The organism is Winkia sp. C0117E2, from assembly GCF_056590455.1.
Genome location: NZ_JBWPWD010000014.1, coordinates 1 through 829, shown reverse-complemented (window position 1 = coordinate 829; position 829 = coordinate 1). Strand labels below are relative to the sequence as shown.

Below are 829 nucleotides of genomic sequence, written 5' to 3'. Positions count from 1 at the left end.
CTCACAGTCTCCCACCTATTCTACACAAGCATAATCAACCACCAATACCAAGCTATAGTAAAGGTCCCGGGGTCTTTCCGTCCTGCTGCGCTAAACGAGCATCTTTACTCATAATGCAATTTCACCGAGCTCACGGTCGAGACAGCAGGGAAGTCGTTACGCCATTCGTGCAGGTCGGAACTTACCCGACAAGGAATTTCGCTACCTTAGGATGGTTATAGTTACCACCGCCGTTTACTGGGGCTTAAATTCACCCCTTCACCAACAAAAGCCGATTAAGGGTTCCTCTTAACCTTCCAGCACCGGGCAGGCGTCAGTGCGTATACATCGCCTTACGGCTTCGCACACACCTATGTTTTTGATAAACAGTCGCTTCCCCCTGGTCTCTGCGCCCCAACCCCCACCAAAACCGCAAAGGTAATGTAAAAGGCCGGGTCCTCCTTCTCCCAAAGTTACGGAGGCATTTTGCCGAGTTCCTTAACCATGATTCACTCGCACGTCTTAGTATTCTCTACCAAACCACCTGTGTCGGTTTAGGGTACGGGCAACACACCCTCTAACGCCGAGGCTTTTCTAGACAGCACAGAATCACCCAATATCCCCACAAAAACAGGTCACCATCACACCTCACCCAAACACGAGCGGATTTACCAACCCGATAGGCCACATGCTTGAACGCCGTAAACCATCACGACGCTGAGCTATCTAACTGCGTCACCCCTGTTAACACGCTTGACTACTACACACATCGGTCCCAAGACCACCACCAGCAAACCCCCGAAAGGGAAAACCAGCAGTAAATATTGGTTAGTACTATGCGCCTCACCAC

Annotated in this window: 1 rRNA gene; it reads right to left on the bottom strand. The window is 50.8% G+C overall.

Annotated elements, in window-relative coordinates:
• A 23S ribosomal RNA gene (locus AC1EKG_RS10420) occupies positions 1–829 on the bottom strand; the annotation flags it as partial.